General features: G+C 71.1%; 25 protein-coding genes and 1 pseudogene. 14 read left to right on the forward strand and 12 right to left on the reverse strand.

Features of this window, described 5'->3' with window-relative positions:
* The first annotated feature begins 212 nt into the window (after positions 1 to 212).
* The 3 genes from AB0C75_RS17235 (at position 213) to AB0C75_RS17245 (ending at position 2526) form a co-directional block, all read left to right on the forward strand.
* Positions 213 to 1238: a 6-phosphofructokinase gene (locus AB0C75_RS17235; RefSeq protein WP_362891536.1), complete on the forward strand. Its 1026-nt coding sequence runs from the start codon at positions 213 to 215 to the stop codon at positions 1236 to 1238.
* 111 nt (positions 1239 to 1349) lie between these two features.
* Positions 1350 to 2300, forward strand: a complete 951-nt coding sequence (locus AB0C75_RS17240) for a cytochrome c oxidase assembly protein (protein ID WP_362891538.1) — start codon at positions 1350 to 1352, stop codon at positions 2298 to 2300.
* 67 nt (positions 2301 to 2367) lie between these two features.
* Positions 2368 to 2526 (forward strand): hypothetical protein, encoded by a 159-nt coding sequence (locus AB0C75_RS17245; protein ID WP_362891540.1) that lies wholly within the window; start codon positions 2368 to 2370, stop codon positions 2524 to 2526.
* Positions 2527 to 2552: 26 nt separating this feature from the next.
* Here the strand turns inward: AB0C75_RS17245 and AB0C75_RS17250 are convergent, their stop codons facing one another.
* From AB0C75_RS17250 to AB0C75_RS17265, 4 genes and pseudogenes are all read right to left on the reverse strand, one after another.
* On the reverse strand, positions 2553 to 3953 hold the full coding sequence (locus AB0C75_RS17250; RefSeq protein ID WP_362891541.1) for an amidase family protein: 1401 nt from the start codon (positions 3951 to 3953) through the stop codon (positions 2553 to 2555).
* Positions 3950 to 5176 carry an NADH:flavin oxidoreductase gene (locus tag AB0C75_RS17255; RefSeq protein ID WP_362891542.1) on the reverse strand — a complete coding sequence of 409 codons (1227 nt, stop codon included), beginning with the start codon at positions 5174 to 5176 and terminating at the stop codon, positions 3950 to 3952. The genes AB0C75_RS17250 and AB0C75_RS17255 overlap by 4 nt, the downstream gene beginning before the upstream one ends.
* Positions 5173 to 5313, reverse strand: a pseudogene (locus AB0C75_RS17260) (oligopeptide/dipeptide ABC transporter ATP-binding protein); the annotation flags it as partial. The pseudogene AB0C75_RS17260 and the gene AB0C75_RS17255, both read right to left, overlap by 4 nt.
* A 24-nt stretch (positions 5314 to 5337) precedes the next feature.
* The gene (locus AB0C75_RS17265; RefSeq protein WP_362891543.1) at positions 5338 to 5583 is read right to left on the reverse strand and encodes a hypothetical protein; all 246 of its coding nucleotides are present in this window, start codon (positions 5581 to 5583) and stop codon (positions 5338 to 5340) included.
* A 306-nt stretch (positions 5584 to 5889) separates the two neighbouring features.
* Here AB0C75_RS17265 and AB0C75_RS17270 point away from each other — a divergent pair, with 306 nt between their 5' ends.
* A complete protein-coding gene (locus tag AB0C75_RS17270) occupies positions 5890 to 7527 on the forward strand; it encodes a class I adenylate-forming enzyme family protein (RefSeq protein WP_362891545.1) in 1638 nt (545 codons plus the stop codon).
* Positions 7528 to 7642: 115 nt separating this feature from the next.
* Here AB0C75_RS17270 and AB0C75_RS17275 read toward each other — a convergent pair whose 3' ends face one another.
* Complete coding sequence (locus tag AB0C75_RS17275) at positions 7643 to 8419, reverse strand: SDR family oxidoreductase (protein WP_362891547.1); 777 nt, start codon at positions 8417 to 8419, stop codon at positions 7643 to 7645.
* Positions 8420 to 8642: 223 nt separating this feature from the next.
* On the opposite strand from AB0C75_RS17275, the gene AB0C75_RS17280 reads away from it, so the two are divergent.
* Positions 8643 to 9521 carry an LLM class F420-dependent oxidoreductase gene (locus AB0C75_RS17280; RefSeq protein WP_362891549.1) on the forward strand — a complete coding sequence of 293 codons (879 nt, stop codon included), beginning with the start codon at positions 8643 to 8645 and terminating at the stop codon, positions 9519 to 9521.
* Complete coding sequence (locus AB0C75_RS17285; protein ID WP_362891551.1) at positions 9518 to 10030, forward strand: nuclear transport factor 2 family protein; 513 nt, start codon at positions 9518 to 9520, stop codon at positions 10028 to 10030. Before AB0C75_RS17280 ends, AB0C75_RS17285 begins: the two co-directional genes overlap by 4 nt.
* A gap of 62 nt (positions 10031 to 10092) precedes the next feature.
* On the opposite strand, the gene AB0C75_RS17290 is transcribed toward AB0C75_RS17285, so the two are convergent.
* Entirely contained in the window at positions 10093 to 11013 is a 921-nt protein-coding gene (locus AB0C75_RS17290) for an SDR family oxidoreductase (protein WP_362891553.1), read from the reverse strand.
* A gap of 180 nt (positions 11014 to 11193) precedes the next feature.
* On the opposite strand from AB0C75_RS17290, the gene AB0C75_RS17295 reads away from it, so the two are divergent.
* Genes AB0C75_RS17295 through AB0C75_RS17310 form a run of 4 tightly spaced genes read left to right on the forward strand, consistent with a single transcriptional unit; the run spans position 11194 to position 14649 of the window.
* Positions 11194 to 11946 (forward strand): enoyl-CoA hydratase family protein, encoded by a 753-nt coding sequence (locus AB0C75_RS17295; RefSeq protein ID WP_362891555.1) that lies wholly within the window; start codon positions 11194 to 11196, stop codon positions 11944 to 11946.
* A 14-nt stretch (positions 11947 to 11960) separates the two neighbouring features.
* The gene (locus AB0C75_RS17300; RefSeq protein ID WP_362891892.1) at positions 11961 to 12812 is read left to right on the forward strand and encodes a CoA-transferase; all 852 of its coding nucleotides are present in this window, start codon (positions 11961 to 11963) and stop codon (positions 12810 to 12812) included.
* Complete coding sequence (locus AB0C75_RS17305) at positions 12809 to 13585, forward strand: CoA-transferase (RefSeq protein ID WP_362891557.1); 777 nt, start codon at positions 12809 to 12811, stop codon at positions 13583 to 13585. The genes AB0C75_RS17300 and AB0C75_RS17305 overlap by 4 nt, the downstream gene beginning before the upstream one ends.
* Positions 13582 to 14649, forward strand: a complete 1068-nt coding sequence (locus AB0C75_RS17310) for a nitronate monooxygenase (protein WP_362891559.1) — start codon at positions 13582 to 13584, stop codon at positions 14647 to 14649. The genes AB0C75_RS17305 and AB0C75_RS17310 overlap by 4 nt, the downstream gene beginning before the upstream one ends.
* Before the next feature lie 58 nt (positions 14650 to 14707).
* Here AB0C75_RS17310 and AB0C75_RS17315 read toward each other — a convergent pair whose 3' ends face one another.
* A complete protein-coding gene (locus AB0C75_RS17315; RefSeq protein WP_362891561.1) occupies positions 14708 to 15709 on the reverse strand; it encodes a MerR family transcriptional regulator in 1002 nt (333 codons plus the stop codon).
* 9 nt (positions 15710 to 15718) lie between these two features.
* Positions 15719 to 16387: a HEAT repeat domain-containing protein gene (locus AB0C75_RS17320; protein ID WP_362891563.1), complete on the reverse strand. Its 669-nt coding sequence runs from the start codon at positions 16385 to 16387 to the stop codon at positions 15719 to 15721.
* Between the two features lie 228 nt (positions 16388 to 16615).
* On the opposite strand from AB0C75_RS17320, the gene AB0C75_RS17325 reads away from it, so the two are divergent.
* On the forward strand, positions 16616 to 17383 hold the full coding sequence (locus tag AB0C75_RS17325) for an ATP nucleotide 3'-pyrophosphokinase (RefSeq protein ID WP_362891565.1): 768 nt from the start codon (positions 16616 to 16618) through the stop codon (positions 17381 to 17383).
* A gap of 211 nt (positions 17384 to 17594) precedes the next feature.
* Here the strand turns inward: AB0C75_RS17325 and AB0C75_RS17330 are convergent, their stop codons facing one another.
* Positions 17595 to 17984, reverse strand: coding sequence for a hypothetical protein (locus AB0C75_RS17330; protein ID WP_362891567.1), 390 nt, complete (start codon positions 17982 to 17984; stop codon positions 17595 to 17597).
* A 94-nt stretch (positions 17985 to 18078) separates the two neighbouring features.
* Between AB0C75_RS17330 and AB0C75_RS17335 the strand changes: the two genes are divergently transcribed.
* Complete coding sequence (locus AB0C75_RS17335) at positions 18079 to 19173, forward strand: serine/threonine-protein kinase (RefSeq protein WP_362891894.1); 1095 nt, start codon at positions 18079 to 18081, stop codon at positions 19171 to 19173.
* A gap of 80 nt (positions 19174 to 19253) precedes the next feature.
* Positions 19254 to 19769 (forward strand): N-acetyltransferase, encoded by a 516-nt coding sequence (locus tag AB0C75_RS17340; protein ID WP_362891569.1) that lies wholly within the window; start codon positions 19254 to 19256, stop codon positions 19767 to 19769.
* Positions 19770 to 19780: 11 nt separating this feature from the next.
* On the opposite strand, the gene AB0C75_RS17345 is transcribed toward AB0C75_RS17340, so the two are convergent.
* Both AB0C75_RS17345 and AB0C75_RS17350 read right to left on the reverse strand, forming a co-directional pair.
* Positions 19781 to 21232 (reverse strand): amidase, encoded by a 1452-nt coding sequence (locus AB0C75_RS17345; protein ID WP_362891571.1) that lies wholly within the window; start codon positions 21230 to 21232, stop codon positions 19781 to 19783.
* A gap of 67 nt (positions 21233 to 21299) precedes the next feature.
* Positions 21300 to 21884, reverse strand: coding sequence for a helix-turn-helix domain-containing protein (locus AB0C75_RS17350; protein WP_362891573.1), 585 nt, complete (start codon positions 21882 to 21884; stop codon positions 21300 to 21302).
* Between the two features lie 83 nt (positions 21885 to 21967).
* Here AB0C75_RS17350 and AB0C75_RS17355 point away from each other — a divergent pair, with 83 nt between their 5' ends.
* Entirely contained in the window at positions 21968 to 22897 is a 930-nt protein-coding gene (locus tag AB0C75_RS17355; RefSeq protein WP_362891575.1) for an NADP-dependent oxidoreductase, read from the forward strand.
* On the opposite strand, the gene AB0C75_RS17360 is transcribed toward AB0C75_RS17355, so the two are convergent.
* A complete protein-coding gene (locus AB0C75_RS17360) occupies positions 22887 to 23276 on the reverse strand; it encodes an ATP-binding protein (protein ID WP_362891577.1) in 390 nt (129 codons plus the stop codon). The two genes, AB0C75_RS17355 and AB0C75_RS17360, sit on opposite strands and share 11 nt — an antisense overlap.
* Between the last annotated feature and the right edge of the window lie 46 nt (positions 23277 to 23322).

The following is a 23322-nucleotide window of genomic DNA, read 5'->3' on the forward strand; positions in this document are numbered from 1 at the left end:
GCCTCTGACCGAGGCCGCCCGACAGGCTCTCCACCCGCGGACCGGCCCCTTCGGCGGGCCGGTCCGTTCGTGCGCGTCCCGTGTACATCCGGTGTACGTCCAGCAGTCGGACAATGGGTTCGGTCCGGGCACCTCGCGCCGGTAGGGTGGCGGGGATCCAAACCGGACGACGTGGTCCGGCGTCGGCCCACGTTGCAAAGGTTTCCCGGGCAATGCGAATTGGTGTGCTCACCTCCGGTGGCGACTGCCCCGGCCTCAACGCCGTCATCCGCTCCGTCGTGCACCGCGCGGTCGTCGACCACGGCGACGAGGTCATCGGCTTCCACGACGGCTGGAAGGGCCTCCTCGAGTGCGACTACCGCAAGCTCGACCTCGACGCGGTCGGCGGCATCCTCGCCCGTGGTGGCACGATCCTCGGCTCCTCCCGTGTCCAGCCCGCGCATCTGCGTGACGGCGTGGAGCGCGCGAAGGGCCATGTAGCCGATCTCGGGCTCGACGCGATCATCCCGATCGGCGGCGAGGGCACGCTGAAGGCGGCCAATCTGCTCTCCGAGTCGGGCCTGCCCATCGTCGGTGTGCCCAAGACCATCGACAACGACATCGCCTCCACCGATGTGACCTTCGGCTTCGACACGGCCGTCGGCGTGGCGACCGAGGCGCTGGACCGGCTGAAGACGACGGCCGAGTCGCACCAGCGGGTGCTGATCGTCGAGGTCATGGGCCGGCACACCGGCTGGATCGCGCTGCACTCGGGCATGGCGGCAGGCGCGCACGCCATCGTCGTACCCGAGCGGCCCTTCGACATCGACGAGTTGACCGCACTGGTCGGCAAGCGCTTCTCGGACGGCAAGAAGTTCGCGATCGTCGTCGTGGCCGAGGGCGCCAAGCCCCGGGAGGGCTCCATGGAGTTCAACCAGGGCAAGACGGACATCTACGGCCATGAGCGCTTCGCCGGTGTGGCGACGCAGCTCTCCGGTGAGCTGGAGCAGCGTCTCGGTAAGGAGGCCCGCCCGGTGATCCTCGGCCATGTGCAGCGTGGCGGGACCCCGACCGCGTACGACCGTGTGCTGGCCACCCGCTTCGGCTGGCACGCGGTGGAGGCCGCTCACCGCGGTGAGTTCGGCATGATGACGGCGCTGCGCGGCACGGACATCACGATGGTTCCGCTGGGGGCGGCCGTGGAGACCCTGAAGACGGTGCCCGCCGAGCGCTACGCCGAGGCGCAGGTCGTGCTCTGACCGTCTCGACACACCCTGGACCGCCCCCGGCCGCACCCGCGGCCGGGGGCGGTTCTAGTCTGGACCGGACAACCGGCACGAATCGGGGATGTCCCCGGCGGGAGTGAACAGATGGATCACGGCGGGCACGGCATGAACATGGATCTGCCGCCGTTCACACTGGGACGCGGGCTCGAGTTCTCCGCGGACCCGTTCTTCCTGATCGGCTGCGTCCTCGCGCTCCTCCTGTACGGCTACGGGGTCGCCCGGCTGCGCCGCAGGGGCGACGGCTGGCCGGTGAACCGGAGCGTGTTCTTCGTCATCGGTGTGCTGTCCATCGCCCTGGTGATGTGCACGGGACTCAACGACTACGGCATGGTCATGTTCAGCGTGCACATGGTGCAGCACATGATGATCAGCATGGTGTCGCCGATCCTGCTGCTGCTGGGCGCCCCGGTGACGCTGGCGCTGCGGGCGCTGCCCGTGGCGGGGCGCGGGCGTACGGGTCCGCGCGAGCTGCTGCTGAAGCTGCTCCAGAGCCGCTACATGAAGATCGTCACGCATCCCGTCTTCACGATCCCGCTCTTCATCGCGAGTCTGTACGGGCTCTACTTCACCCCGCTCTTCGACTTCCTCATGGGGTCGAAGACGGGCCACATCGTGATGATGGTGCACTTCCTGGCGGTCGGCCTGGTGTTCTTCTGGCCGATCATGGGGGTCGACCCAGGACCGCACCGGCCCGGTTACGTGATGCGGATGCTGGAGCTCTTCGCGGGGATGCCGTTCCACGCGTTCTTCGGGATCGCGCTGATGATGGCGAGCCAGCCGATGGTGAAGGCGTACGAGAACCCGTCGGCCTCGCTCGGTATCGATGCCCTGGGCGACCAGTCCGCGGCGGGCGGCATCGCCTGGGCCTTCAGCGAGATCCCCTCCGTGCTGGTCCTGATCGCGCTGGTCTTCCAGTGGTACAGCTCCGAGCAGCGGACGGCCAAGCGTTCCGACCGCGCCGCCGACCGGGACGGCGACCAGGAGCTGAAGGCGTACAACGCCTATCTCGCCTCATTGCAGGCGCGCGGGCGGTAGCGCTGGGCACCCCGAAGGGGTGACCATGGCTTCACCGGCCGTGCGGCCGGGTGAGGAGCGTGTGCTCATGCCTGGATCCACGAAGACCATGGGAGTGCTCACGGTCGGCGCGCTGGTCGCGGTGACGGCGTACACGGTGGCACTGGGGAGCAACGGCTGGCTCTGGTTCGGCTGGGTGGTGCTCGGGCTGGCCACCCTGGGGATGGTCGCCGCCCGAGACACCTGAGCCCGAGACACCCGAGCCGCCGTGCATCACGGCGCGGGCGGAGCCCCCCAGGGCGCCTCCCGCTCCAGCTGTGCCGCCAGGGCGAGCAGCACCCCTTCTCCGCCGAGGGGCGCGGCGAACTGGACACCGACCGGCAGACCCGCGCGGTCGCGGTCCAGGGGTACGGACATGGCCGGCATTCCGGTCACGTTGTGGACACTGGTGAAGGCGGAGTAGACCGATGCGTGCCGGTAGATCGACTCCGGGACCGTGGTGTCGAGGGTGCCCAGCAGCGGGGTGGGCCGGGCCAGCGTCGGGCAGAGCAGGACGTCGAAGCGGTCGAACGCCGCGCCGACCTCCCAGCCGATCTCCTGCGCGCGGCGCAGCGCGCGACTGACGTCGGGTGCGGGCAGCGCCCGGTAGAGGTCGTACACGACGCGGGTGAAGGGTTCGGTGTCGTCGTCTGCCAGTGGCCGTCCGAGCCGGTCGAGCCGGGCGTCGATCTGGGCGACGAGGTCGGCGCCCATCAGGACCGCCGAGGTACGGGCCACGTCGTCGGGCCGGTAGCGGGCGGTGGTCCTGGTGACCTCGTGACCGAGGCGCTCGCAGAGCAGACCGGCGGCGCGTACCGCCTCCTCGCAGTCGGGGTGCACCTCGGGGCCGTCCGGGAGTGCGGTGAACAGTCCGATCCGCAGCCGGCCCGGTTCACGGCCGACCAGTTCGGCGAAGGGCGCGGACGGCGTCGGTGCGGCGTACGCGTCGCCGGGCAGGGGGCCCGCTGCGACGTCGAGGAGCAGTGCGCTGTCCCGGACGGTCATGGTCAGGGCGTGGTGTCCGGAGACGAGCCCCGAGAGGGTCGTGGGGCGGGGCGCGGGCGAGACACGCCCACGGCTCGGTTTGAGGCCGAACAGTCCGCAGGCGGCCGCCGGGATACGGATCGAGCCGCCGCCGTCGCTGGCGTGCGCGACGGGGACCATCCCGGCGGCCACCGCGGCCGCCGAGCCGCCGCTGGAGCCGCCCGGTGAGTGGGCGGTGCTCCACGGGTTACGGGTGGGTCCGGTGAGAACCGGTTCGGTGGAGGCGTTGAGGCCCAGCTCGGGGGTGTTGGTGGTACCGAGCACGACGGCCCCCGCACGCCGGTAGCGGGCCACGAGTTCGCTGTCACGGCGGGGGATCACTTCGGCGAAGAGGCGGCTGCCGCCCGCCGCCGGCAGGCCCGCGACCTCGGTCCCGAGATCCTTGACGAGCATGGGGACGCCCCGCAGCGGGCCGTCGGGCAGGCCCGCCGCGACTTCGGCCCGGGCGGCTTCGAACCGGGTGTGGATCACCGCTCCGAGGCCGGGGTCGAGCTTCTCGATGCGGGCTATCGCCTGCTCGGTGACGGTGTGCGCGTCGCTCGTGCCTTCCCTGACGGCCTGGGCGGTGGCGACGGCGTCGGGGCCCCTCATCCGACGTACCCGGCGGGCGTGCCCCAGGTCTCGCGGCGGGTGGTGCCGCTGTCGACCAGCACACAACGGGTGCCGGTGAAGTTGGTCGGCATGCACTTGTTGCAGTGGATGCACAGGGACGGGGTGGCGGTGTCGTCCCGCACGCGGTTGATCAGATCGGGCTCGCGCAGCAGGGCGCGGGCCATCGCCACGTACTCGAAGCCCTCCCGCATCGCGAGGTCCATGGCCGGCCTGTCCGTGATGCCGCCGAGCAGGATCATCGGGAGCTTCACGGCGGCCCGTATCTGCCGGGCGTCCTCCAGGAGATAGGCGTCCCGGTAGGGGTAGCTGTGCAGGAGGCGCTTGCCGACCAGCTTCACACCGAGCTTGATCGGCTGCGGCATGATCGCGGCGAATTCCTGGAGCGGGGCGTCGCCCTTGAAGAGGTACATCGGGTTGAGCAGGGAGCTGCCCGCGGTCATCTCCAGCGCGTCGACGGTGCCGTCCTGTTCGAGCCACTGCGCCACCGGGATGGCCTCGTCGAGCCAGAAGCCGCCGGGCACACCGTCGTCCATGTTCATCTTGGCGAGGACGGCGATCTTGCCGCCGACCGCGTCGTGGACGGCCCGCATGATCTCTCTGGCGAACCTCGCGCGGTTCTGGAGGCTGCCGCCGTACGCGTCGGTGCGGTGGTTGATCTTCGGGCTGAGGAACGAACTGGCCAGGTAGTTGTGGCCCAGGTGGACCTCGACGGCGTCGAAGCCCGCGTCGACGGCACGGCGTGCGGCCTCCGCGTGGGCCTCGGTGATGCGCCGGATGTCCGCGATCGTCGCCTTCTGGGCCCAGCTGGTGGTGGTGGCGTGGAAGTGCCTGGACGGGGAGAGGGCCGGGGCTCCGTTGCCCTTGGGGTTGGCGACGGGTCCGCCGTGGCCGATCTGCGCGGAGATCGCCGCGCCCTCCGCGTGCACGGCCTCGGTGAGTACGCGCAGGCCCGGCATGGCCTCGTCGGTCCAGTGGATCTGGTGCCGGTCGGTCCTGCCCTCCTTGGCGACGGCGCAGTAGGCGACGGTCGTCATGCCGACGCCGCCCCGTGCGTAGCCGACATGGAAGTCGACCAGGTCCTTGGTCACCAGCGAGTTGTGGCTGAGCCCCTCGTACGTCGCGGCCTTGATGACGCGGTTGCGGAGCTTGACCGGGCCCAGCTGGGCGGGGGCCAGGACATCAGGGGTCTGGACGGTGGTCACGAGTGGTTACTCCTCGGTTCGGGATGGTGGCAGGTGACCCGGTGCCCGGGGCGGAGCTCCCTGAACAGGGGCTCCTCCTCGGAACACCGGGCGGTGGCCGGCGGGCAGCGGGTGCGGAAGCGGCAGCCCGACGGCGGTTCAGGGGGGAGGCGAGTTCGGCGTCAGGTCCGGTGGGCGGGGCTGAGGCTCCGGGCCTCGGCGTGGTCCGCGATGTTCAGGGTGCCGCCGCGGACCGGTTTGCCGGCCTTGGGCTGATCGCCGATGAGGCCGAATTCGTCGTGTGTACGTTCGCCCTTGCCCTGATTGCCGCCGGCCTCGTCATCGGCTGAGGCGCATGCCGAGGAGAGCAGCGCCGCGGCGGCCAGGACTGCCGCCGGGCGGGCTCTCCCGCGTTGTGCTCGCTTCACTTCTTCCTCCAGTTGTCCGGCGCGGGAAGCGGAGTCGTCCGGTGCGGGAAGCGGCGAGGACATGGGTGCCGGATCAGATGGGGGGACGCTACGGCCGGCGAAATCGGGCCCACGTGACGCATCCCACTCACCGGGAGCCGTGGGGGCGCGGCCCGAGCCCGTGGGACGGCGGCTCCGGCTCCGTCTCGGCCCTGCCCGCCCAGTCCCGGTGACCGGAACCGGCGGGGAGGCGGACCCCCGGTGCTGTCCGAGACTGGCGCCGACCGCGATGCCCAGTGGAGTTCACGACGCCCAGGAGAAACCCTGATGCCCAGCGAAACGGATGACCGCACCACCCCCACGGCGACCGGGCTCACCGGCCCTGGCGGCCGGTTCGAGCTTTCCGACGACGACGTGCTGGGCACCCGGCTGCCGGTGTTCACCCACCGGCAGCGGGCTCTGCACGAGGTGCTGCACGCATCCGTCGCACACGCCGACCGCGACTTCATCGTCACCGAGGACCGCCGGATCACCTTCGCCGAGCACGCGGCGCAGGTCGCTTCACTGGCCAAGGTGCTGCGCGAGGAGTACGGCATCGCCAAGGGTGACCGGGTCGCCATCGCAGCGGCGAACTCCCCCGAGTGGATCTTGACGTTCTGGGCCACCGTGTCGATCGGCGCGGTGACGGTCGGCTTCAACGCCTGGTGGTCGGCACGCGAGATGGCCCATGGTCTGAGCAACGCGGAGCCGACCCTCGTGGTGGCCGACGCCCGGCAGTCGGCGAAGCTGGCCGGCTGTACGGTTCCCGTGCTGTCCATGGAGGGCGACATCGGCCGCTGCGTCACGGCCCATGCCGACGCGCCGCTGCCGTCCGCCGACGTCGACGAGGACGACCCGGCCGTCATCCTCTACACCTCGGGTACCTCGGGCCGCCCCAAGGGAGCCGTACACACGCATCGCAACCTGCTGGCGGTCGTCGAGTACCACCGCATGAACGACGCCCTGTTCGAGGAGTTCGGCGACCCGCTGGCCTCTCAGGACCGGGTCTATCTGCTGACGCTGCCGCTGTTCCACATCGCGAGCCTGCACAACCTGGCCGTGCCACGGCTCGCCACGGGCAGCCGGATCGCCCTGCACCAGGGCTCGTTCGACGTGGACAAGATCCTGGGCATGATCGAGCGGGAGCGTGTCACCAACTGGGGTGCGGTGCCGACCATGGCCCACCGGATGCTCGAACACGGCGGCGCCGACCGGTACGACACCTCCTCGCTCACGGCGTTCGCGCTGGCCTCCGCCCCCTCGTCGACCGAGTTCAAGGAGCGGCTGCGGCAGAGCCTGCCGTTCGCCAAGGACTCGCTGGTGGACAGCTACGGTCTGACGGAGACCTGCACCGGGGTGGCCGCGGCGAGCCCGCAGGAGCTGGCGGCCGCTCCCGGTACCCTCGGCCGGCCCGTGGCCGGCGTGGAGATGGAGATCCGCGACCCCGCGGGCGAGGTGCTCGGCGAGGGCGAGGACGGCGATGTCTGGGTCCGCAGCCAGTACAACATGCTGGGTTACTGGCGCGATCCCGAGGCCACCGCAGGCGCCATCGGCCCGGACCGCTGGCTGCGCACCGGGGACCTGGGGCAGCTGCGTGAGGGCCGTCTGTATCTCAGCAGCCGCCGCTCGGACCTGATCATCCGGGGCGGCGAGAACATCTATCCCGCCGAGGTCGAGACCGTACTCGCCGCGCACCCGGACGTCCGCGAGTGTCTGGTGCTCGGGGTGCCGCACGCCGACCTCGGTCAGGAGGTCGCCGCCGTCGTGGTGCTCGCGGCGGGCTCGACGGCCACCGAGGAGACGCTGCGGGAGTACATGAAGGACGAGCTGGCCTACTTCAAGGTGCCCAAGCGGTGGCGGCTGACCACGGACGAGCTGCCGCGCAATGCGACCGGCAAGGTGATCCGGCACGGGGTGCGCGTCTGAGGCGGGGTCTCCGGCCCAGGCTTCACGCGAACCCAGGCTTCACGTGAACTCGTGCTTCAGGTGGAAGTGCCCCGGTCGCGTGCGGGAAGCGGCAGCCGGGGCACTCCGGTGCGTCTCAGAAGTCCGCGGGTCCGCGCAGGGTCGCCTCGGCGCCCCCGTCGACGTACACCACCTGCCCGGTGATGTGACTGTTCCCCGGGGAGGCGAGGAACAGCACGGCCCGTGCGATGTCCTCGGGCTGTGCGTAGCCGTTCAGCGGCATCGGAACCGCCCGGTCCATGATCTTCTTCATCTCCGGGTCGTCGAAGATCTCCGTGGTCATCGGGGTGAGGACGACTCCGGGCGCGACCACGTTCAGGGGGATTCCCGCGTCCGCCCAGCCCTCGGCGACCGCGGTGCGCCGCGCCCACTGGGCGAGCGCCGCCTTGGACGAGGGGTACAACTGCCGTGCGCGGCCCTCGGCGACGGCCCGTTCGGCGTGCTCCAGGGCCGTGGTCTCGTCGTCGGCCAGGCAGGCCGTGATGACGTCCGGGTCGCTGGTCTGGGTGCCGGATATGGAGCCGATGACCACTACGCGGGGCTGCTCGGCCTTGGCGAGGGCGGGCCGCAGCGCGGTCAGGAACTCGGTGGTGCCGAAGTAGTTGACGGTCACCATCGCGGTTCCCGGCACGGAGGTACCGGCGCAGGTGACGACCACGTCCACCACTCCGCCGGCCACCTCACCGGCCGCCGCCGCGGCGGCGGTGCGGCCCTCGGGGGTCGACAGGTCGGCGTCGATCTCGCCCCCGCGCAGATCCACCCCGATGACCCGGTCGCCCTGGGCGCGGAGAAGAGCGGTGAGTGCGGCACCGATCCCTGAACCGGAACCGGTGATCACAACAGTGCGGGGCATGGCTACTCCTCAGTTCGGCCGATGGGTCCAGGACGCACCGTAGGGATTTCGCCCCGGGCGGGCGGGCGCGGTCCCGGTGACCGGGCAGTCGCCCATGGGCTGTCCCGCACGCCGCTTCCCCACCCGGTTCCCGCCCACCGGGACGGGGCCTGTGCGGGAGCGTCGGGGGAACTTTGATGGCCACTTCGCCTCGTGTTCCTTCCTGACCGAGAGAGGTCCTCCCATGCGGCTCGGCATCAACAGTCCCGTCGTCACGGCCGTTCCCGGCGTGCACTCCCCCTGGGAGCGCACCGCCGGAATCGAGGAGCTGGGGGCGGTCGCCGAGGCCGCGGACCGGCTCGGCTTCGACCATCTGACCTGTTCGGAACATGTCGCGGTGCCGGTGGACATCGCGGAGCAGCGCGGCGGAACCTACTGGGATCCGCTCGCCACCTTCGGCTATCTGGCCGCCCGTACCCGTCGTATCCGCCTCGCCACCCAGGTCCTGGTGCTGGGCTACCACCATCCACTGGCGCTCGCCAAGAGGTACGGCACGCTCGACCGCGTCTCGGGCGGGCGCCTCGTCCTGGGGCTCGGTGTCGGCAGCCTGGAGGAGGAGTTCCGGCTGCTGGGTGCCGAGTTCGAGGGCCGGGGCGCGCTCGCCGACGACGCGATAGCGGCGCTGCGGGCCTCTCTGTCGACGCCTGAACCCGCCTACCACGGTGCGCACTTCGACTACGAGGGGCTGGTGGTGCGACCGTACGCGGCGCAGGACAGGGTGCCGCTGTGGATCGGTGGCCGTACCCCGCGTTCGCTGCGCCGGGCGGTGGCGCACGGGGACGGCTGGGTGCCGTTCGGGCTGCCGCTCGACCGGCTGGCCGAGATGATCGGCGCCGCCGCCCCGCTCCCGGAGGGCTTCGAGGTGGTGCTGAGCGCGGGCCGCCCACTGGATCCCTCCGGTGACGCGGAGGGGGCGGGGTCGGCGCTGAAAAAGGTGTCCGAGGCGGGCGCGACACTGGTCAGTGCCTCGCTGCGGGCGGAGTCGATGAGCCACTACCTCGAACAGCTGGAGGCGCTCGCCACGCTCGCGGGCATCACGGCGGCTCCGGGGGCTGGCGCATGAGCGAGGACCGGCCGGTGGCGGTCGAGACACGGCTGGCGGCGGTCGAGGCACGGCTCCGACTGCTGGAGGACGAGCGCGACATCGCCCGCACGATGGCCGCGTACGGGCCCCTGGTGGACGGCGGCGAGGCGGACAGCGTCGCGGCGCTCTGGGCCCCTGACGGGGTGTACGACATCGACGAGATCTTCCTCGCGGGCAGGGAACAGATCCGCGGGATGGTGCGCTCCCCCGCGCATCAGGGCTGGATCCGGCAGGGCTGCGCGCATGTCGTGGGCCCCCCGCACATCACGGTCGAGGGCGACGAGGCGGTGGCCGTATGTCACTCGCTGATGGTGGTGCAGGAGGCGGGCCGGTACGTGGTGCGCCGGGCCACCGCCAACCACTGGCGGCTGGTGCGTACGGAGTCGGGCTGGCAGGTCGTCACCCGGACCAACCGGATCCTGGACGGCCGCCCGGAGTCCCCCGCGCTGCTGGTAGCAGGGGTGCGGGGTGAGCCGGCCGACTCCTGAAGGCTCGTACGCGCACGGCGTGGTGACGTGGCGTCATCACGCCGTGCGCGTGCGGTGCCGTGTCAGCGCGCCCCGTACACCGGCTGGGGCGTCTCGGCCGCGGCGAGCAGCCCGGACACCGCGGCCCCGGCCTCGGCCGGGCTCCAGCGGGCACCCTTGTCGGTGGTCGGGCCCGGCCGCCAGCCCTCCATCACGGTGATCCGTCCGGCCTCGGCCTCGAAGACCCGGCCGCTGACCCCGGCGGACGCGGCGGAACCCAGCCATACGACGAGCGGTGAGACGTTCTCCGGGGCCATCGCGTCGAACGCGCCCTCCGCAGGCGCGGCCATCGTCCCGGCGAAGGTCTCCTCGGTCATCCGGGTGCGGGCGGCCGGGGCGATCGCGTTGACCTGTACCCCGTAGCGGCCCGCCTCGGCGGCGGCCACCAGGGTCAGGCCGACGATCCCGGCCTTGGCGGCGGCGTAGTTGCCCTGGCCCACGCTGCCCAGAAGTCCGGCGCCCGAGCTGGTGTTGACCACGCGCGCCTCCGGCGTACGGCCGGCCTTCGCCTCGGCCCGCCAGTGCGCCAGCGCGTGCTTGAGCGGCAGGAAGTGCCCCTTGAGGTGGACGCGCATCACCGCGTCCCAGTCGTCCTCCTCCAGGTTCACGAGCATCCGGTCGCGGAGAAATCCGGCGTTGTTGACGAGGGTGTCGAGCCGGCCGAAGGAGTCGAGCGCGGTCGCGACGAGGGAGGCCGCGCCTTCGGCGGTGGCGATGTCCGCGTTGTGCGCGACGGCCTCACCGCCGACCGCGCGGATCTCCTCGACGACCTGCTGCGCGGGTCCGTCGGCGGCACCGGAGCCGTCGAGGCCCACGCCGAGGTCGTTGACGACGACCTTCGCGCCCTCGGCGGCGAAGGCCAGGGCGTGGGCACGGCCGAGTCCCCGGCCCGCGCCGGTGACGACGGCGACGCGTCCGGCGCACAGGGCGATCGGTGAGGTCATGACGAGTGTCCTTTCGATGGGCGGTGGACTGCGGGCGATGAGCGGCGGGCGACGAGCGGCGGGCCACCCGGGGGACGGGGCGCCGGTACCACTGAGTGGCACGACGCTCTCCCACGGCGTCCGCATCGCTGCTACCTTCATGCCAAACAAACGTTTGGTGGAAAGGTAGCTGATCTGCTCATGGGTGTCTCCACCTCCGCCCCGGAAAAGGGTGTCGCCGTCGTCACCGTGGACTTTCCCCCGGTCAACGCCCTGCCCGTGCAGGGCTGGTACGACCTTGCCGCCGCCGTGCGAGCCGCCGGGGCCGACCCGGACGTGCGGTGCGTGGTGCTCACCGCCGAAGGCCGCGGGTTCAACGCGGGCGTGGACATCAAGGAGATGCAGCGCGCGGACGGGCCCGAGGCGCTGATCGGTGCCAACCGGGGCTGCTTCGAGGCGTTCGCCGCGGTCTACGAGTGCGAGGTCCCGGTGGTCGCCGCGGTGCAGGGCTTCTGCCTGGGCGGCGGCATCGGCCTGGTGGGCAACGCGGACGTGATCGTCGCGGCCGGCGACGCGACCTTCGGCCTGCCCGAGCTGGACCGGGGCGCGCTCGGCGCGGCCACCCATCTGGCCAGGCTGGTCCCCCAGCACCTGATGCGGGCCCTGTACTACACCTCGCGCACCGTGTCGGCCGAGGAGCTGCACCGGCACGGCTCGGTGTTCAGCGTCGTCCCGCGCGAGCAGCTTGCGGGGGCGGCCCTCGATGTGGCCGGGGAGATCGCCGCCAAGGACGGATATCTGATCCGGCTGGCCAAGGCCGCCATCAACGGCATCGACCCCGTCGACGTACGCCGTAGTTACCGCTTCGAGCAGGGCTTCACCTTCGAGGCCAACCTCAGTGGAGTCGCCGACCGAGTGCGCGACACCTTCGGCACGGACAAGGAGCAGGCGTGACCCAGGACAAGACGATGACGCCCGAGGACGTCGTCGGCCGGCTGGAGAGCGGTATGACGATCGGCATCGGCGGCTGGGGCTCGCGCCGTAAGCCGATGGCCCTGGTCCGGGCGCTGCTGCGCTCGGATGTCACGGATCTGACGGTGGTGTCGTACGGCGGTCCTGATGTCGGGCTGCTCGCCGCGGCGGGCAGGATCCGCAAGCTGGTCACGGCGTTCGGGACGCTCGACTCGATACCGCTGGAACCGCACTTCACGGCCGCCCGGCAGCGCGGCGCGTTCGAGATGGCCGAGCTCGACGAGTCGATGATGATGTGGGGTCTGACGGCGGGCGCGCAGCGGCTGCCGTTCATGCCGGTGCGCGCGGGCCTGGGATCGGACCTGATGGAGGTCAACCCGGCGCTGCGTACGGTCACTTCGCCGTACGAGGACGCGGAGGAGCTGGTCGCGGTCCCGGCACTGCGCATGGACGCGGCCCTGGTCCACCTGAACCGGGCGGACGCCCAGGGCAACGGCCAGTACCTGGGCCCCGACCCGTACTTCGACGACCTCTTCTGCGAGGCCGCGGACCAGGCGTACGTCTCCTGCGAGCGGATCGTGGAGACGGCGGACCTGCTGAAGGAGCACGGTCCGGGGACCCTCCTGGTGAAGCGGCTGTTCGTGGACGGGGTCGTGGAGACACCGAACGGCGCGCACTTCACGTCCTGCGTGCCCGACCACGACCGGGACGAGGCCTTCCAGCGCGCCTATGTCCGGGCCGCGCGCGACCCCGAGGCCTGGCCCGCCTTCGTCGAACGGTTCCTGACCGGGGACGAAGCCGCCTACCAGGCCGCCGTCACCGCGTTCCACCAGGAGGAGCAAGCATGAGCGGCACCGAGACCAGCGGCATCACCACCAGTCGCGCCGAGTACTGCGTGGTGGCCTGCGCCGACGCCTGGCGGGACGCCGGCGAGATCCTCGCCAGCCCCATGGGCAACGTCCCGACGATCGGGGCGCGCCTCGCGAAGCTGACGTTCTCGCCGGAGCTGCTGCTGACCGACGGGGAGGCGCTGCTGATGGGCGACACCCCACCGGTGGGGTCGCGGCCGGGAAGCGTGGAGGGGTGGCTGCCGTTCCGCCAGCATCTGACGCTCACCGCCACCGGCCGCCGGCACGTGATGATGGGCGCCAGCCAGATCGACCGGCACGGCAACCAGAACATCTCCTGCATCGGCGACTGGGCCCGGCCCACGCGGCAGTTGCTCGGGGTGCGCGGCGCGCCCGTCAACACCCTCAACAACCCCACGAGTTACTGGATCCCCAAGCACTCGGCGCGGGTGTTCGTGGAGCACGTCGACATGGTCAGCGGGGTCGGGTACGAGCGGGCCGCGGCCGCAGGTCCTTCCGCGACCCGCTACCACCGCATCCCCGAAGTCGTCAGCAACCTGGGTGTCTTCGACTTCGAGACACCCGGCCGCACGATGCGGCTGCGGTCCGTGCACCCCGGTGTGAGCATCGAGCAGGTCACCGAGGCCACCGGGTTCACTCTCGCGATTCCGGACGAGGTGCCGTACACCCGTGAGCCCACGGAGTCCGAACTCCGGCTGATCCGCGAGGTCATCGACCCGAAGGGACTGCGCGAGCGGGAGGTCCCGGCATGACGGGGCCCGCTCCGTTCTCCACCGCGCTCACCGAACTGACCGGGGTCCGCCACCCGATCGTGCAGACCGGGATGGGGTGGGTGGCCGGCCCGCGGCTGGTGTCCGCCTCCGCGAACGCGGGCGCGCTCGGCATCCTGGCCTCCGCGACGATGACCGTCGAGCAGCTACGGGCGGCGGTCCGCGAGGTCAGGTCCCGTACGGACGCACCGTTCGGTGTCAACCTCCGGGCCGACGCGGGCGACGCGGGCGAGCGAGTGCGGATCATCATCGACGAGGGAGTGCGGGTGGCGTCCTTCGCGCTCGCCCCCTCCAAGGACCTGATCGCCCGGCTCAAGGACGCCGGAGTCGTCGTCATCCCCTCCATCGGGGCCCGCCGGCACGCGGAGAAGGTCGCCGCATGGGGTGCGGACGCGGTGATGGTGCAGGGCGGCGAGGGCGGCGGACACACGGGGGACGTGGCCACCACGGTGCTCCTCCCCCAGGTCGTGGACGCCGTGGACATCCCGGTGATCGCGGCCGGCGGCTTCCACGACGGCCGCGGACTGGTCGCAGCGCTGGCCTACGGGGCGGCCGGCATCGGGATGGGGACGCGCTTCCTGCTCACCTCGGACAGCACCGTCCCCGACGCGGTGAAGGCGAAGTACCTGGCCGCCGGCGTCAAGGACGTCACGGTCACCCACCAGGTGGACGGACTGCCGCACCGCATGCTGCGTACGGCGATGGTCGACTCGCTGGAGCGCTCAGGCCGTGTGACCTCGACGCTACGGGCGCTGCGGCACGCCTCGGCCTTCCGGAAGGAGTCCGGGGCGAGCTGGCCCCAACTCGTCCGGGACGGACTGGCGATGAAGCACGGCAAGGAACTGACCTGGAGCCAGGTGCTGCTGGCCGCCAACACCCCGATGCTGCTCAAAGCCTCACTGGTCGAGGGCCGTACGGACATCGGGGTCATGGCCTCCGGCCAGGTGGCGGGCCTGATCGACGATCTGCCGTCCTGCGCGGAACTGGTGGAGCGGATCATGACCGAGGCGGCAGCGGCACTGAAGGCACTGCCGGGGGCGAGCTGATCCGCACGGGGTGGCCCGTCACTTCGGACCACCCCGGCGGGGCGCAGGACAGCGGCCGTCATTCCGTGGCGCGCCTGCCGAGCAGGTACTCCGCGGTGACCGCGACCCCTCGGTCCTCGTCCTGCGACAGCTCCTCCAGAGCGCGAGCCGTCGTGGCGCCCGGGATGTCAGCGAGGGCCTGGGTCAGCCGTCGGCGTACGGCCGACCCCGCGCCCGGGCGGGCGAGGCGGCTGACCAGGCCGTCCGTGATCCGGTCCGCCAGCTCCGGGCAGTCGGCCAGCGCGCTCAGCGCGTCGGCGGCGTCGACGTCCCTCATCTCCTCGACGATCATGTCGAGGAGCGTCGGCACCACCTCGGCCACCCCGCGCGCCCCGAGCTCCAGGGCCGCGTAACCACGGACAGCGGGGTCGTCGCCGGCCAGAGCCCTCCGCAGCAGCGGGGTCACCTCGTCCCCCGGCATCTCGACGAGGCTCTGCACCGCGCGCTTGCGTACCTCGGCGACGGGTGAGGCGAGCCCTTCCGCCAGCAGCTCAGGGCCACCGGCGCCCGCCTGCGCCAGGGCCCATCGAAAGGCACCGGCCACATGCGGGTCCGCCTCGCTCAACGCCCCTTCGACCAGTGCTTCCACCGGCACCCCTTCGTCGACCGCCGACAGGGCCGCCCGCTGACGCTTCCCGGCACTCTCCGAGGTCAGGCCCTGGAGGAGCGCCACGGTCCGCAGGACGTCCTCCCAGTCGCCGGGCCGCGCGGCACCGATCCTGCCCAGCCGTGTGAGCAGCTCCGTCTCCCGTGCGATGCGCTCCCGGGTCTCCTGGATCAGGCCGTCGACGAGCGCGGATGGCCTGAAGCCGGGATCGTCCAGGGCGCGGCCGACGTCCCTGAGGGACAGCCCGAGCGAGCGCAGGCTCTCGATATGGAAGATCCGCCGGATGTCGCCCTCCGCGTACTCCCGGTAGCCGCCCCCGGTACGCTCCGTCGGCCGCACCAGGCCGAGCGACTCGTAATGCCGGAGCATGCGGGCGCTCACCCCCGACCGCCGCGCCACCTCACCGATCAACACGGCCTGCCGTCACTCCTGTCCATCCGTACCGCCGAGGGCGACCACGCGCTTCGCCTCCTCGATCGCGAACTCGAACCCGGCCTCGGGGTCCTGCAACAGCCGTTCCGTGGCCAGCGCGTGCGCACGTACGCCGGGGTCCGGGTCCGCTGTCGCCGTATGCAGGGCCGGCAGGATCACCTCACCGAGCGCGACCAGCGCCCGGCTGAGGCTCAGCTGCGTCTCCCGTACTCCCCGCCCGAGTTGCGTCGTCAGAGCGGCTGCCAGCTCTGGTTCCTCCCCGGACGGCACCAGGACGACCGCCGCCCTCCAGGCACTCCGCGCCACCTCGTCGTCGGCATCGGACAGCAGATCCCGCGTGACCACCGGCCAAGCGCCCCGGTCCCCGATCTTGGACAGCGTGTGCAGGGCCTGGCTTCGCGCCTGGGCACGCTCCGAGCGGACCTCACCGAGAAGCCCGGGGACCGTCACCGAAGCCGAGTGGCGGGTCAGCGCCCAGGTGAGCATCTCACGCACCTGGAAGTCGGGTTCGACCGCGCAGCGTTCGAGCAACCTCGCGACGAACCTGGCATCGGGCGTCGTGCCGACCGCCATCGCCGCCCGCAGCCGCACCGCCGAGCGGTCGGCCTCCAGCCCTCGAAGGGCACGGGTCACATCGGTGTCCTGTATCGGCAGGGTCATCGGTACCACCTCCTCGGCCCCACTGAAGACCTTGCCACGGTGACAGGGTCAAGCCGGGGGCCGACGCGTGCACCCGGCCCCGTAGGCCGCCCCGGTCGAGGGAGCACTCAGGGGGCAGCGGGGTTCTCCGAGTACGAGGGGAGACGGCACAGCCAGGATGCCGTTACCGAATGCGCATCGGCCGGTTATGCCTTTCGCAAGATCAATCCCCCGCGTGAAGGCGATCCCATGACCATCAATATGACCCCTGCTACCGCCGCCGGCCGGAGTCTTCTGACGGTGGTGTTCGCCACCGCGCTCGCCCTCGGTGCCGGGCCCTCCGCGGCCGGCGCGCCCGACGACGGCTGGAAGGGGGAGGGCGGCCTCACGCTGAGTTCCGCCGACAACGCCAAGGTCGACGGCTACGCCGAACGGGTGGAGCGGGCCGAGCCGTCGATCAGCGTGGACGTGCGTGCCGCCGCGCTCGCGTCAGGTGCGGAGATGGTCGGCTTCGACCACCGTCTGAAGACTCCTGACTCTCTCAAGCGGAAGGTCGCCACCTCTCTCAAGGAGCACCCCGGGCAGAACGTGGACACCGTCCTGCGGGGCGTGGGCGACGCCGTTCGCTACACCCTCCAATGGCCGGACGGTGCCTACACGGACGGAGTGTCCACGGCTTCCACGCAGCTGTCCGCCTGGGCCAACGACAGCACGAAGTGGTCCAACACCTGGGGCCGGGACAGTGGTTACAAGGGCCTCAACACCGGGTGGCGGGCCCCCGGCTACGGACAGCTCTTCGAAGTTCAGTTCCACACCCCCGCCAGCAAGCACGCCCAGGAGGTGACGCACCTCCTGTACGAGGAGCAGCGCCTGCCCTCCACCACCCCCGCCCGGAAGGCTGAGCTCCAAGCCCAGCAGAATGCCGCATTCGCCGCCGTTCCCGTACCGCCCGGTGCCGACCGGCTGGCCGGGCCCGTCCCGCTTCCGGTCCCGGTCCCGGTCCCGGCGAAGAACTGAGGACCGAGCCCGCAATCCGCAGCCGCGAAGATCGTTTGCCCCCACCGAGCGTGAGTCCGGCGGGCGGATACCGCACCGTGGCCTCGGCCCGGGGCCTCACTCTGCCCGCCGGCGGCACGATGCTGCTGCACCGCCACCTGGGCCGCGCATAGGCACCGCCACACCAGCAGATGACAACACCCGGCGCGGCTTCGAGCACTGTTGAGGGCGGTCAGGCGTGTGCGCCCTGCCAGCCGCTGCATTTGACCCGGGTGTAGGACCCACCGCTGTGCTTCTTGGTGTAGCACGCCCTGATGTACACCGGTGCACCCTCGTTGATGAAACTCAGGCTCCGGTAGTGGTAGGTGTTGTACCCGCAGGACGAGACGGTCCAGTAGTCGGGCTGATTGGTGATCATCAGCTCGGCCGTCATGCAGTAGCCGTCCTTCCGCAGGTCGTAGGCGTCGATGTAATCACCGTCGGCGGTGAAGGTCACCTCTCCCCCGGCGACGTCGATGCGCTCGTCCGTCCCGGCGTACGCAGCGGTGGCGCCCACGAGGGTCATCGTGGCGGCGAGCGCGACCACTCCTGCACCGGTGGCGAATTTCCGCTTGTTGAACATGTCGTTCCTTTCTGCTGAGAGATGACGGAAGTCGGCGATGATCGTCGAAGTCGCACGCGGCGTCAACCGCCTTTTCCCCACTCAGGAGTTGCCGATGGACCGGACCGAGCCACCACCCGCCGCGCGTGTGTCCGCGTCGGCGGCCGTGGGAGCGCAGCTCTCCCTGCTCAGCGACCGGCGGCTCGGCGATGCGGTGGCTGCCGGGCCGGCACTCGGCTCGGGCATCGGCGGCAGACGGGCCGAGATGGAGGTCGCGGGGGTACCGGTCTTCGTCAAGCGGGTCCCGCTGACGGACGTCGAGTTACGGCCGGAGCATGTGCGCTCGACCGCCAACCTGTTCGAGCTCCCCCTCTTCTACCAGTACGGAGTGGGGTCGGCGGGGTTCGGGGCCTGGCGTGAACTGGCCGCGCACCTCATGACCACGGCATGGGTTCTGCGGAACGAGTACACGGGTTTCCCGCTGCTGTACCACTGGCGGGTCCTGCCGGACCGGCCCCCGGTCGACTTCGCCGATGAGTTCGGAGGCATCGCGGGAGCCGTCGCGCACTGGGAGGGATCGCCTGCCGTGCGTCGGCGGCTGGAGGCCGTCGGCAGGTCCTCCTTCAGCCTGGTGCTCTTCCTGGAGCACGTACCTCAGACACTCGGGGCCTGGCTCGCCCGTACCCGTGATGCGGCCTGGACGGAGCCAGGAGGCGACTCCCCCTACCTGTGGGCGGAGGACGCGCTGCTGAGGGGGACGGAGTTCATGAGCTCACGCGGGCTGGTCCACTTCGACACCCACTTCGACAATCTGCTCACGGACGGTCAACTGGTGTACTTCGCGGACTTCGGGCTCGCCTCCAGCCGCGACTTCGAACTCTCCCCGCCGGAGGCCGCCTTCCTCACCGACCACCTCCTGTACGACCGCTGCTACGCACCCGGACACCTGCTGCGCCACCACCTGCCCGAGGCCGTGCGCGGTGGCACGGAACACGAAGCGTTCCTGCGCGAGTGGCTGGCAGGGCGCCGCCCCGACGGCGTTCCTCCCGGGATCGAGGCGATCATTGATCGCCATGCCCCGCACGCCGTCGTCCTGGACCGCTTTCACGATCGGCTGATCAGGGAAAGCAAACGAACTCCCTTCCCCACGGTCGAGGTGCGGCAGGCCCTGGCCCGCACGTCCACGTCCACGTCCATGTCGGAGTGCTGAGCCGGGCACACCCGAGGCCCCTCCGCGGCGCCGCGGCAAAATCCGTTGCGGTGCCGCGGCGCGGGGCCGAAACTGTGCCGGTGCTGATCCGACGCGAAACGCCCTCCGATGTCCCCGCCGTACGCGCCGTCACCGCGGCGGCCTTCTCCAGACCGGAGACTCCGCTTCCGGTGGAGGTGACCCTCCTGGACGAGCTGCGCCACTGCGAGGGCTGGCTGCCGGAACTTTCGCTCGTGGCGCTCGGCGACAAGGACGAGGTGGTCGGCCACGTGATCTGCACCCGGGGCCATGTCGGCACGGTCCCCGCCCTGGGCCTCGGCCCGCTCAGTGTGCACCCCGACCATCAGCACCGCGGCGTCGGCCTCGCCCTGGTCCACACCGCGCTCGGCGCGGCGGACGCCCTGGGCGAGCCCTTCGTCGCTCTCCTCGGCAGCCCCGCGTACTACGGCCGCTACGGCTTCCGCACCAGCACGGAGTACGGCATCACCGCGCCGGATCCCTCGTGGGGCGAGTACTTCCAGGTCCGCACCCTGGCCGCCCACGACCCGGCGCTGCGGGGCGTCTTCACGTACGCGGAGCCGTTCGAGCGGGTCTGAGCCGGCCGGGCCTACTTCGGTGGCTGGAAGCCGCCCATGCTCTCCTCCAGCAGTTCGGCCAGTTTCAGCGGGGTGCGGTCCTCGTACATCGGGCCGATGAGCTGCACCCCCACCGGAAGGCCATCGGGGGTCCGGCCGGCGGGTACGGCGGTGGCGGGCAGGCCGGGCATGGTGGCCAGACCGGCCCAGACGAGCTGGTCGAAGAACGGGTACTCGACGCCGTCGATGTCGATCCGGCGTTCCAGCAGATCAGGGTTGTGGTCGTGCGGGAACGCGGGAGTGGGCGTGATGGGACACACCACGGCGTCGAACTCCGCGAACAGCCGCCGCCAGCCCTGGCGGTGGAGCTCGCGGCGGTTGTTCGCCTCGACCCAGTCGCGGTGGCTGAACACCATGCCGCGCAGCCGGGTCGCGGAGAGGCTCCGGTCCTCCGCGCCCAGCCCGGCGGCGGTGGTCCGCAACTGCTCGTACGCCTCCACGGGGAAGCGTGCGGTGGAGCCCGAGAACATCAACTCCGTGTAGAGCAGCCCGGCTTCGGTCAGGTCAGGCAGCAGGGCGCTGTGCCGTACGACGCGGGCGCCGCCGTCGTCGAGCGCGTCTGCCACCCGGTTCACGCCCGCCCGCACCTCGGAACCGGTCGGAATCAGCGGATGCTCTTCGAGGACCAGGACCCGGAAGTCGCCGAGACGCTCATAACGCGCGGGCGGCAGCCTCACGTCGTACGCCACACCGTGCGTCAGCGGGTCAGGTCCCGCCATCACGTCGAGCAGCAGCGTGAGGTCCCGGGCGGTACGCGCCATCGGACCGACGACGGCCAGGTCGAGGTCGACCGGCAGTGCCGGGTCGGACGGCGGGACCATGCCGCGGTTCGCGGCCAGCCCCAGTGTCGGCTTGTGCGCGTAGACACCGCAGAAGTGCGCGGGGGTGCGCAGCGAACCGCCGATGTCGGAGCCGATGGACAGCGCGCCGAACCCGGACGCCAGGGCCGCCGCCGATCCACCGGAGGATCCGCCCGAGGTACGACCGTGATCCCACGGGTTGTTGGTGGTGCCGTGGATCTCGTTGAAGCTCTGGAGATCTTGCAGCCCCAGGGGCACATTGGTCTTGCCGAGGATCACGCCGCCCGCGTTCTTGAGACGTGACACCTGCACCGCGTCCTCGGCAGGCATGTAGTCCCGGTGGAGCGGCATGCCCCAGTTCGTGGGCAGCCCGGCGATGTTGTAACTCTCCTTGACCGTGACCGGGATTCCGAGCAGCGGCCGGTCCTCACCACGGGCGCGTGCCAGGTCGGCCTCGTGCGCGGAGACCCGCGCACGATCGAAGTCCGGCACACAGATCGCGTTGATCTCCTTGTCGTCGTGCTCGATACGGGTGATCGCCTCGTCGGTCAGCTCCGCCGAAGTCACTTCACCGGCACGCAGAGCAGCCACGAGTCTTTCGGCCGACTGAAGATTCCATTCCATGAAATCGGACCGTAGTGGCCTCAGGGTTGAGTCATAAAATGTTATTTCGCGCAACGAGATGGCGGCCTCAGGTGTTGTCACCCAGGGTTGAGGCGCCGGCTGCTCGCACCTCGCCGAGTGTGCGCCGTGCCACCTCGGTGAACTCCTCGGTGCCGGCCGCGTCGCTCCAGCGCTCGTACGTGATCTTCATGACGAGCGCGCCCACCTCGGCGGCCACGCGTGAGGTCAGCTCGGGAACGCCGCGCTGCCTGAGCGCTTCGGCCATCGAGGCGGTGAGGCGCAGCCCCTTCAGCGCCTCGCGTTCCCGCAGCTCCGGATTGGCGGTGATCACCGCCTGTCTCCGGGCGGTGAACGCACGGCGCGAGGGCACGAAGACATCCCTCCCGACCTCGTCCAGGGCATGAGCCACTGCTTCGAGCGGCGTGGCCGCCGCCGGCGCCGCAGCGATCCCCTCGGCGAGCAGTCCGGACATCCCGTCCCCGCCGAAGAGGACTTCCCGCTTGTCAGGGAAGTGCCGGAAGAAGGTGCTCTTCGTGAGCCCCGCGCGCTCCGCGATGTCGATCACCGTCGTGTTCTCGTAGCCCCGCTCCGAGAACAGGTCGAGGGCGGCGACCACGAGTCGCTCGGGTGCATTGGGTTGCCAGCGGGCCATGGGACCAGCTTACGGCACTTGGTCCCGTCACTCATGTACGGTGATAGGACCAAGTCCCATCACTTGTCTGCTGGAGGTCTGTCATGAGCCGAGCCGTCATCTACGAAGCGTTCGGAGGCCCCGAGGTCCTGGAGCTGCGAGAGGTCCCGGAGCCGCACGCCGGTCCCGGTGAGGTCCGCGTCCGGGTGACGGCCGCCGGGCTGAATCCCATGGACTGGATCCTCGCCTCGATGCCCGAGGCGGCCGAGCAGTTCGGCGTCACCCTGCCCTCCGGCTTCGGACACGACTTCGCCGGCGTGGTGGACGAGGTCGGCGCGGGCGCCCAGGGTTTCACCGTGGGTGACCGGGTGCTGGGAGGCGCACTGGGCAGGGCCGCCGCCGATTTCCTGGTGGCCGAGGTGCCCACACAGGCACCCGACCTGCTCGCCCACACGCCGGACGGCATCAGCGACGAGGTGGCGAGCACCCTTCCGGTGGCCGGCATGACCGCCGCCGCCGCTCTGGCCGCGATCGGTCTGCGCTCCGGTGACACCGTCCTGATCGGCGGCGCCGCCGGCGGCGTGGGCGTGTTCGCCGTACAGCTCGCGAAGCTCGCCGGCGCCCGGGTGATCGGGACCGCCTCGGAGCGCACCTTCGACTTCCTGCGAGAGCTGGGCGCCGAGCCCGTGGCATACGGCCCCGGGCTCGCCGGCCGGGTGAAGGCCCTGGTCCCCGAGGGTGTGACCGCGGCGACCGACCTGTTCGGCACCGAGACCGCCGAGACCGCGCTCACGCTCGGCGTACCGCCCGAGCGGATCTCCACGATCGCCGCAGGACCCAACCCTCCCGGCGGAGTGCGGGCGACAGGCGGCAGCGAGGCGGAGCCGGACGCCCTGCGGCGGATCACCGACGCGATCCTGGCCGGCACCCTCACCGTGCCGGTCGCCGCGACCTTCCCGGTCGAGCAGACCCGCGACGCCGTGGCACTACAGGCCGGACGCCACGTCCACGGCAAGGTCGTCATCACTTTCTGAGCCGCACCTCCGCCCAGACGCACTTGGTGTACGCGTCGCGGACGCCGCTCCCCCAGCGGGCCGCATAGGCCTCGACGAGGAGCAGGCCCCTGCCGGAGGCGGTGGCGGGCAGAGTGCGTTCGGGACGGGTGTCGGTGACCTCGATGCGGACCGCCTCCGCCAGGAGCCGCATGGTCAGCCGGAAGTCGCGGCCCGGCAGGCGTCCGTGCGTGATCGCGTTCGAGGCGAGTTCAGCCGTGACGTGCGCGACCGCACGGGCGCCGTCGGAGTCGTACGACCGCCCGGACCACTCGGTGAACTGCTGCACGGCCAGGGTCCGCGCCAGGCGCGCACCGCGCGGCGTGCTGCTGAACCGAAGGTGCAATTCCTGTGGTTTCACGACGCCATGGTCGACCACCGAAACCTGCCCCGACCAGGGGAAACGG

The sequence above is a fragment of the Streptomyces sp. NPDC048565 genome (genome assembly GCF_040650935.1).
GTDB lineage: Bacteria > Actinomycetota > Actinomycetes > Streptomycetales > Streptomycetaceae > Streptomyces.

What these genes read in the sequence shown, in the direction of transcription:
- AB0C75_RS17235 (WP_362891536.1), top strand. Translation starts at nt 213, where the DNA reads ATGCGAATTGGTGTGCTCACCTCCGGTGGCGACTGCCCCGGCCTCAAC.
- AB0C75_RS17240 (WP_362891538.1), top strand. Translation starts at nt 1,350, where the DNA reads ATGGATCACGGCGGGCACGGCATGAACATGGATCTGCCGCCGTTCACA.
- AB0C75_RS17245 (WP_362891540.1), top strand. Translation starts at nt 2,368, where the DNA reads ATGCCTGGATCCACGAAGACCATGGGAGTGCTCACGGTCGGCGCGCTG.
- AB0C75_RS17250 (WP_362891541.1), bottom strand. Translation starts at nt 3,953, where the DNA reads ATGAGGGGCCCCGACGCCGTCGCCACCGCCCAGGCCGTCAGGGAAGGC.
- AB0C75_RS17270 (WP_362891545.1), top strand. Translation starts at nt 5,890, where the DNA reads ATGCCCAGCGAAACGGATGACCGCACCACCCCCACGGCGACCGGGCTC.
- AB0C75_RS17275 (WP_362891547.1), bottom strand. Translation starts at nt 8,419, where the DNA reads ATGCCCCGCACTGTTGTGATCACCGGTTCCGGTTCAGGGATCGGTGCC.
- AB0C75_RS17280 (WP_362891549.1), top strand. Translation starts at nt 8,643, where the DNA reads ATGCGGCTCGGCATCAACAGTCCCGTCGTCACGGCCGTTCCCGGCGTG.
- AB0C75_RS17285 (WP_362891551.1), top strand. Translation starts at nt 9,518, where the DNA reads ATGAGCGAGGACCGGCCGGTGGCGGTCGAGACACGGCTGGCGGCGGTC.
- AB0C75_RS17290 (WP_362891553.1), bottom strand. Translation starts at nt 11,013, where the DNA reads ATGACCTCACCGATCGCCCTGTGCGCCGGACGCGTCGCCGTCGTCACC.
- AB0C75_RS17295 (WP_362891555.1), top strand. Translation starts at nt 11,194, where the DNA reads ATGGGTGTCTCCACCTCCGCCCCGGAAAAGGGTGTCGCCGTCGTCACC.
- AB0C75_RS17300 (WP_362891892.1), top strand. Translation starts at nt 11,961, where the DNA reads ATGACGCCCGAGGACGTCGTCGGCCGGCTGGAGAGCGGTATGACGATC.
- AB0C75_RS17305 (WP_362891557.1), top strand. Translation starts at nt 12,809, where the DNA reads ATGAGCGGCACCGAGACCAGCGGCATCACCACCAGTCGCGCCGAGTAC.
- AB0C75_RS17310 (WP_362891559.1), top strand. Translation starts at nt 13,582, where the DNA reads ATGACGGGGCCCGCTCCGTTCTCCACCGCGCTCACCGAACTGACCGGG.
- AB0C75_RS17320 (WP_362891563.1), bottom strand. Translation starts at nt 16,387, where the DNA reads ATGACCCTGCCGATACAGGACACCGATGTGACCCGTGCCCTTCGAGGG.
- AB0C75_RS17325 (WP_362891565.1), top strand. Translation starts at nt 16,616, where the DNA reads ATGACCATCAATATGACCCCTGCTACCGCCGCCGGCCGGAGTCTTCTG.
- AB0C75_RS17330 (WP_362891567.1), bottom strand. Translation starts at nt 17,984, where the DNA reads ATGTTCAACAAGCGGAAATTCGCCACCGGTGCAGGAGTGGTCGCGCTC.
- AB0C75_RS17335 (WP_362891894.1), top strand. Translation starts at nt 18,079, where the DNA reads ATGGACCGGACCGAGCCACCACCCGCCGCGCGTGTGTCCGCGTCGGCG.
- AB0C75_RS17345 (WP_362891571.1), bottom strand. Translation starts at nt 21,232, where the DNA reads ATGGAATGGAATCTTCAGTCGGCCGAAAGACTCGTGGCTGCTCTGCGT.
- AB0C75_RS17350 (WP_362891573.1), bottom strand. Translation starts at nt 21,884, where the DNA reads ATGGCCCGCTGGCAACCCAATGCACCCGAGCGACTCGTGGTCGCCGCC.
- AB0C75_RS17355 (WP_362891575.1), top strand. Translation starts at nt 21,968, where the DNA reads ATGAGCCGAGCCGTCATCTACGAAGCGTTCGGAGGCCCCGAGGTCCTG.